At 54.4% G+C, this 6,589-nt stretch carries 7 protein-coding genes and 1 pseudogene; all 8 read right to left on the bottom strand.

Annotation, left to right across the window (positions count from 1 at the left end):
• Positions 1 to 190: POTRA domain-containing protein (locus K5905_RS31645; protein ID WP_367187017.1), on the bottom strand; the 190-nt coding region annotated here is incomplete at its 3' end.
• A gap of 80 nt (positions 191 to 270) precedes the next feature.
• Entirely contained in the window at positions 271 to 1,314 is a 1,044-nt protein-coding gene (gene bamA / locus K5905_RS24160; protein ID WP_367187016.1) for an outer membrane protein assembly factor BamA, read from the bottom strand.
• A gap of 164 nt (positions 1,315 to 1,478) precedes the next feature.
• On the bottom strand, positions 1,479 to 2,621 hold the full coding sequence (rseP, locus tag K5905_RS24155) for an RIP metalloprotease RseP (RefSeq protein ID WP_297588789.1): 1,143 nt from the start codon (positions 2,619 to 2,621) through the stop codon (positions 1,479 to 1,481).
• A 105-nt stretch (positions 2,622 to 2,726) separates the two neighbouring features.
• Positions 2,727 to 3,932: a 1-deoxy-D-xylulose-5-phosphate reductoisomerase gene (locus K5905_RS24150; RefSeq protein ID WP_297588786.1), complete on the bottom strand. Its 1,206-nt coding sequence runs from the start codon at positions 3,930 to 3,932 to the stop codon at positions 2,727 to 2,729.
• A gap of 13 nt (positions 3,933 to 3,945) precedes the next feature.
• On the bottom strand, positions 3,946 to 4,788 hold the full coding sequence (locus K5905_RS24145) for a phosphatidate cytidylyltransferase (protein WP_297588783.1): 843 nt from the start codon (positions 4,786 to 4,788) through the stop codon (positions 3,946 to 3,948).
• A 16-nt stretch (positions 4,789 to 4,804) separates the two neighbouring features.
• Positions 4,805 to 5,572, bottom strand: a complete 768-nt coding sequence (locus tag K5905_RS24140; RefSeq protein WP_297588780.1) for an isoprenyl transferase — start codon at positions 5,570 to 5,572, stop codon at positions 4,805 to 4,807.
• Positions 5,573 to 5,606: 34 nt separating this feature from the next.
• Entirely contained in the window at positions 5,607 to 6,170 is a 564-nt protein-coding gene (frr, locus tag K5905_RS24135; RefSeq protein ID WP_297588792.1) for a ribosome recycling factor, read from the bottom strand.
• A 110-nt stretch (positions 6,171 to 6,280) separates the two neighbouring features.
• Positions 6,281 to 6,589 (bottom strand): annotated as a pseudogene (pyrH, locus tag K5905_RS24130) (UMP kinase); the annotation flags it as partial.

The following is a 6,589-nucleotide window of genomic DNA, read 5'->3' as shown; positions in this document are numbered from 1 at the left end:
CGAACGAAATCTCGCCGGTTGGTTTTTCCTCGACACGAACATTGACGATCACGCGGTCGGCAGCACTACCCTGCTGGGTCGTGATCGACACCCTTTCGAAGAACCCGAGATTATTCAAACGCCGCTCAGCCTTGTCGACAAGAGCCCTGTTGAATGCATCCCCTTCGGCGATGTCGAATTCGCGGCGAATGACATATTCGCGGGTACGATCGTTCCCGATGATGTTGATCCGCTCGATGTAAGCGCGCGGGCCTTCTTCGATGTAGTAAATCAGCGAGATCGTGTTGTTCTCATAATCACGAGCACCGCGAGGACGAAGGCGTAACCTTCTTCGGAAATTCGCAGAGTGATGTCTTCGACACTTTGCTCGACGCGCAGCGAATTGAAGGTCTGTCCACTGCGAGTCCGGATCAATCGACGCAGTTCTTCCGGATCGACTTCATCGATCGTGGAGACGATTTCCACGTCGCCGATTTCGTATTTCTCGCCTTCGTCAACAGTGAACGTGACGTAGAAAATGTTCTGCTCACGATCAAGGTCGGCACTGACGGACACGATACGGAAGTCCGCATAACCCTTTTTGTTGTAGTACTGGCGCAGCAACTCTTCGTCGGCAGCCAGACGGTCGGGATCATAGGTATCGGTGCTGCGCAGCCAGCTCAGCAGACCGCTTTCCCGTGTACGAACCACATCACGTAGACGGCCGTCGCTGAAAGCCTTGTTGCCAATGAAGCTGATGCGTTCGACACCGGTCTTCTCACCTTCGTTGATCTCGAAAACGAGATCGACGCGGTTCTGACCACGATCAATGATCTGTGGATCCACGGAAGCGCCGTACCGGCCGGACCGGCGATAAGCCTCCAGGATATTCTGAACATCAGCCTGCACTTTCGCACGCGACAACATCGACCGCGGCTGAGACCGGACCGCTGTTTCGAGAGCGTTATCCTTAATCTTGCGGTTACCCTCAAAGGAAACCCGATTAATGATCGGGTTCTCGGTAACAGTCACGATCACTGTGTTGCCACGAGGGGTGATATCAACCGTGGCGAACAGGCCGGTTGCATACAACGCCTTCAGAGACTCATCGACATCAAACGCGCTGTAGGAGCGTCCGGGAACGATGGTCATGTAGCTGATGACGGTTTCGTCTTCCACCCGGGTATTGCCCTGCACCTGGATGCTCCGGGCAACAGCCGCTTCCGCCTGTGTAACCACAGACAACGGCCCGAAGACCTGCGGCAAGGCCGACCCAATCGAAAATACGGCTGCCGCCAACAATACGGCCCGTGTAAACTTCTGCAATCGCTGCATTATTGCGCTATGCCTTTGTTATAATACCCCTCACGAGAACCCGCAGTCACCCCAGCAGATTCTCGAGAACCGACGAACGTTTTATAGGTTTTTGCCGATAACGCAACCGCCCTTCCGGGCTGAAAGCGATTTAGTCTGAAGACGTTGCGTCAATGTCACGGCTATCAGGAATCCGGACTCACAAGCCTCGCAATATCCTTCCACGTCACGAAGACCATGAGCATAAGTACCAAGCCTAAACCAATCCTGAATCCAACATCCTGCACCCGCTCACTGAGTGGTTTTCCGCGAATGGCTTCAGCGGCATAAAAAACCAGGTGCCCACCATCAAGAATCGGAACGGGTGCCAGATTTATTAGACCTATGCTGACTGAAAGAACCGCGGCCAGGGAGATCAGCGGTAAAATGCCAAACTCGGCCACTTTGCCGGAGACCTGAGCAACCCGGATTGGGCCGCCAAGCTGGTCGGCTGACTGACGCTGGGTTATCACCCCCCAGACATAACCCACAGTCCCTTCCATGATCCTGTAGGTTTCCTTCACGCCTTCACCGGCGGCGCCCAAAAGGCTATATTTTATCCGGATGAAATCCTGGGGATTACTGCTACCGCGCACCCCGATGTCACCGGCCTCTTGCCGCTCTCCTGCAAAGACTTCCTTGACCTTCGCGTTTGGCGTCACAGTCATCGACACCAGCTTCCCGCCTCTGTCGACTTCAAACACAAGCGGCGTATTGGCGCTCATAAGGACAACCTGGCGCATGTCGCCAAACGTCTGGATGTCGCGCCCGTTGATTTCCTTGACGACGTCGCCTGCCTGCAATCCGCCTTCAGCTGCCGCGCCCCCCGGGAACACCTCTTCCACAATCGGAAGCACCCCCTGTTTGCCGGCAGATACGAAAAGGACAGTGAAAATCACAATTGCGAGAAGAAAGTTGGCAATAGGTCCGGCCGCAACGACCGCGGCGCGTTGCCAGATAGGCTTGGCAACGAACGCTGTTTTCCGTTCTTCCTCGCTCATTTGAGCAATCATCTCGCGGCTCGGCACGCTCGCGGCATTTTCATCGCCTGCGAATTTCACATATCCACCAAGAGGAATGAGGCACAATTTCCAGCGCGTTCCCTTCTTGTCGTTGTATCCGAGAAGTTCACGACCGAAGCCAACGGAGAACGCATCCACTTTAACGCCACACCATCGTGCGACCGCAAAGTGTCCAAGCTCGTGGAAGAACACGACAACCGTTAGGACGAAGAGAAACGGAATGATCGTGCCGACAACGAGTGAATATGTGGAAAGTAGAAATTCCATCTAGATGTCCGTTCCTTCACAAGCCTGGTTACTCAAGGCCACTTTACTAAAAAGAAAATTACGGCGCGTTAATGGTCGGAATCGAATTTTCCAGCAGCATCAACGCTATGCACACTTCGAATTGATCCACCGTCCGGTCATCTGTCGGGCTTCAAAGTCCAGTGCCAACACATCTTCAACATCCGCAAACGCGGTTAGCCGTCCTATGGATGTCAATTCGTCAAGAACCGTTTCAATTGCAGCCGGGATGTCCAGAAATCCTATTTGACCGGACAGGAACGCCTCGACGGCAACCTCGTCGGCAGCATTCAATACCGCGCAAGCGGCATCGCCCGCCTTCATCGTTTCCAACGCCAGTCGCAAGGCAGGAAACCTGTCCAAATCGGGAGCTTCGAACGTAAGCGTCCCAAGTTCAGCGAGATTCAAGCGCTTTACCGGCACAGCCATTCTATCTGGAAATGCCAGACAATGCGCGATAGGCGTGCGCATATCCGGACTGCCAAGCTGCGCAAGCAACGATCCGTCTTTGTATTGAACCAGGCCATGAACGGTCGACTGTGGATGTACCAGTACTTCAAGCTGCTCGTGTCCGATGGGAAACAGGTGTGAAGCCTCGATGACTTCAAATCCCTTGTTCATCATCGTGGCGCTATCGATCGTAATTCTCGATCCCATATCCCAATTGGGATGTTTCAACGCCTGATGCGGAGTAACACCAATCATTTCCGCCTTGGAAAAGGTCCTGAAGGGTCCACCGGAAGCTGTCAGAATGACCTTTTCAATCTGTTCTGCCTGGTCTGCTTCAAACACCTGGAAAATAGCATTGTGTTCGCTATCGACAGGAAGCAACTCCGCCCCTGTCTGCCTGATCTTCTCCATGAAAAGATCACCGGCACAAACCAGACACTCTTTATTCGCCAACGCAATTCTGCGCCCTGGTTTGATAGCCGCGAGCGTCGGTCTCAGGCCGGCGGCGCCTACAATCGCTCCGACGACCAGGTCAGCATCCCGGTCGACGGCTTCCAGAACTGCGGTCTCACCTGCGCCGACTTCTATGTTGCTGCCTTGCAGGCGCTCCTTCAGTTCGCTGTAGCGTTCGGGATCAGCCAGAACCGCCGAGGATGCGTTCAACCGGATTGCCATTTCGGCCAATCCAGAAGCATTCTGGTTGGAGACAAGCGCGACAACGTCGAATTTTTCAGGGTTTCGTTCAATCAGGTCAGCAAGACTTTGACCGATTGATCCAGTCGCACCCAGGACGATAATCCGGGTCGGCATGCTTGCATCGGCGATAGTGGCACCGGCCGCCATGACTTACTCCAAACTAACTCAGACCCAATCCGGCAATCGGATCAGAAAAGGTCCCACCGGAAATCAATCCAATCAGAACAGCGAAAATGGCTGCCGCCACCAAACCATCGATACGGTCCATTATACCGCCATGTCCCGGGATAAGACGGCTTGAATCCTTGACGTCAAAGCGCCGCTTGATCGCCGATTCCAGCAAGTCGCCAGCCTGCGACACAATAGATAGTCCAGCAGCAAGCAACGCCCAGAGCCAAATGTTCTGTGCTCCGGCCGCATAAACGACACCCGCCCCGAAAATCGTTGCGATCACGAGCCCGCCGAGTGCTCCCGACCAGGTTTTTTTCGGCGAAACCTGTTTCCAGAGTTTTGGCCCGCCGAGCGCACGTCCAGTGAAATAGGCAAAGATATCCGTTGCCCATACCACGAACAGCAAAAAGAAACTGAAAAGCAGGCCCGAGACGCCTTCGCGCGCGGCAAACAGGGAAAACAAGGCAAGTCCGCTATAGAACACACCTTCGGCCACCCATCGGCCTGTCCGACCGGCTCCTGCAAGCAAGTAGGCCGCCACACTTCCTGCAAGAAGTACGGCAAGTCCTATCTCAGGGGAGCCAAGATATGACAGCGTGATAAGGGCAAGCAGAGTGACAAAGCCAGTACCGGCTGCGGCAGGCTTTTCAAGCCCACCTGTGATCGTGAACCATTCCCAAAGGAACAAAACCGCGGCGACAAGTATCAGCAGGCTGTAGGCAGGACCGCCCCAGTAGGTAATCGCGAGAACCAGAGGTCCCAATATGACTGCCGAAATCAGTCTTAGGCCAAGATCCGATTGTTTTTTTGGGGTATCTTCTTTATCTGCCATCAGTGAGAGCCGGACGTCACAACGCCTTGGCGTCAACGCCGCCATACCGTCGCTGCCTGCTGCCGAAACAGCTCAATGCTTCATCAAATGCTGCCTCGTCAAAGTCCGGCCAGTGCTGGTCGCAGAAATAAAACTCTGAATAGGCGGCTTGCCAGAGAAGAAAGTTGGACAATCGCATTTCGCCGCTTGTCCGCACAATCAAGTCCGGATCGGGCAAACCGCTGGTATCCAGCGCATCGGTAATTGCCGCTTCGGAGATATCTTCCGATCGGATTTCGCCCGACAAGACTTTTTGTGACAGTTTCTGCGCCGCGCGCACAAGTTCGGCGCGGGCTCCGTAGTTGAACGCGACAACGAGGTTCAATCCGGTGTTGTTTTTTGTCAGATCTTCCGCTTCTTCGAGCAGCGCCAATATGCCGGGTTCAAGATCACTCCGCCCTCCAATGATACGGATCCTCACATTGGCGTCATGCAATTCGCTGAGGTCGCGCTGGACAAACCGACGCAGCAGTCCCATGAGAAATGAGACTTCGGTTTCCGGCCGGCTCCAGTTTTCCGACGAAAAACTGTAAATCGTTATCACTTCGATACCGACTTTCCCCGCATGGCGGATCGCACGGCGAAGCGCCTCAAGTCCCTGGCGATGCCCTTCGGTTCGCGGAAGCCCACGCGCCGTTGCCCAACGCCCGTTGCCATCCATGATAAAGGCAACGTGACGCGGCAATTTCGAAGTGGAACCTTCCTCGGCAGGAGTTTGCGGATTCCGGTTCGGACTGACGCTCATGGGTTCCCCCCCAACTCGCGGGCAAAGGTTAAGGTTAGACGTGGGAGATTTCCTGCTCTTTTTTCTCCAGCATGCTGTCCACTTCGCCAATCATCTGATCAGTCAGTTTCTGCACCTCATCGGAGGCAGCACGACTGTCATCCTGCGAGATCTCACCATCCTTCTCCGCTTTCTTGGCATGGTCCATGCCGTCGCGACGAACGTGCCGGATCGCCACTTTTGCCTGTTCGGCATATTTATGGGCTACTTTGATCAGTTCCTGACGACGTTCCTCGTTCAACTCAGGAATCGGCAAACGCAGCAGCTGACCGTCCACGACCGGATTCAAACCCAGATTCGATTCGCGGATTGCCTTCTCAACCGCAGCAACCATGCCCTTGTCCCAGACCTGGATTGCCACCATTCGTGGCTCGGGTACGGAAACGGTTCCCACCTGGTTGATCGGCATTGCCTGGCCATAAGCGTCAACAGAGATCGGATCCAGCATGGAAGCAGAGGCACGGCCAGTCCGAAGGCCAGCGAAATCGGTCTTCAAAACCGAAAGTGCCCCCTGCATACGGCGCTTCAAATCATCAAGATCGACACCTTCTACCGACATTTTATCCTCACTATTGTTTTGTGCTTGGCTAAATAGAGTCCCGGCGCGCGCCAACATGGCATAAACGCGCCGAAACACAAGAGCTTGAACGGAGATCCGGCTTAAATCTTTCAGTCACCCACGACTGTGTAAGTGCCTGTTTCCTGAAGCACACTCACCAAGGCTCCCGGCGTGTGAATCGAAAATACGATAACAGGAATGGAATTGTCACGCGCAAGTGCAATCGCGGTCGTATCCATGACCTTCAGATTGCGCTGGATGACTTCTTCATAGCCAAGCGTTTCGTAACGTTCTGCCTCGGGATTGACCTTGGGGTCTTCCGAGTAGACGCCATCAACCTGTGTTCCCTTCAGGAACGCATCGCATTTCATCTCGGCAGCGCGCAAGGCTGCGCCGCTGTCGGTTGTGAAGAACGGGTT

Source organism: Roseibium sp., assembly GCF_025698965.1.
Classification (GTDB): domain Bacteria; phylum Pseudomonadota; class Alphaproteobacteria; order Rhizobiales; family Stappiaceae; genus Roseibium.
The sequence above is the reverse complement of the archived record's forward strand: the minus strand, read 5'-3'. Positions and strand labels throughout refer to the sequence as shown.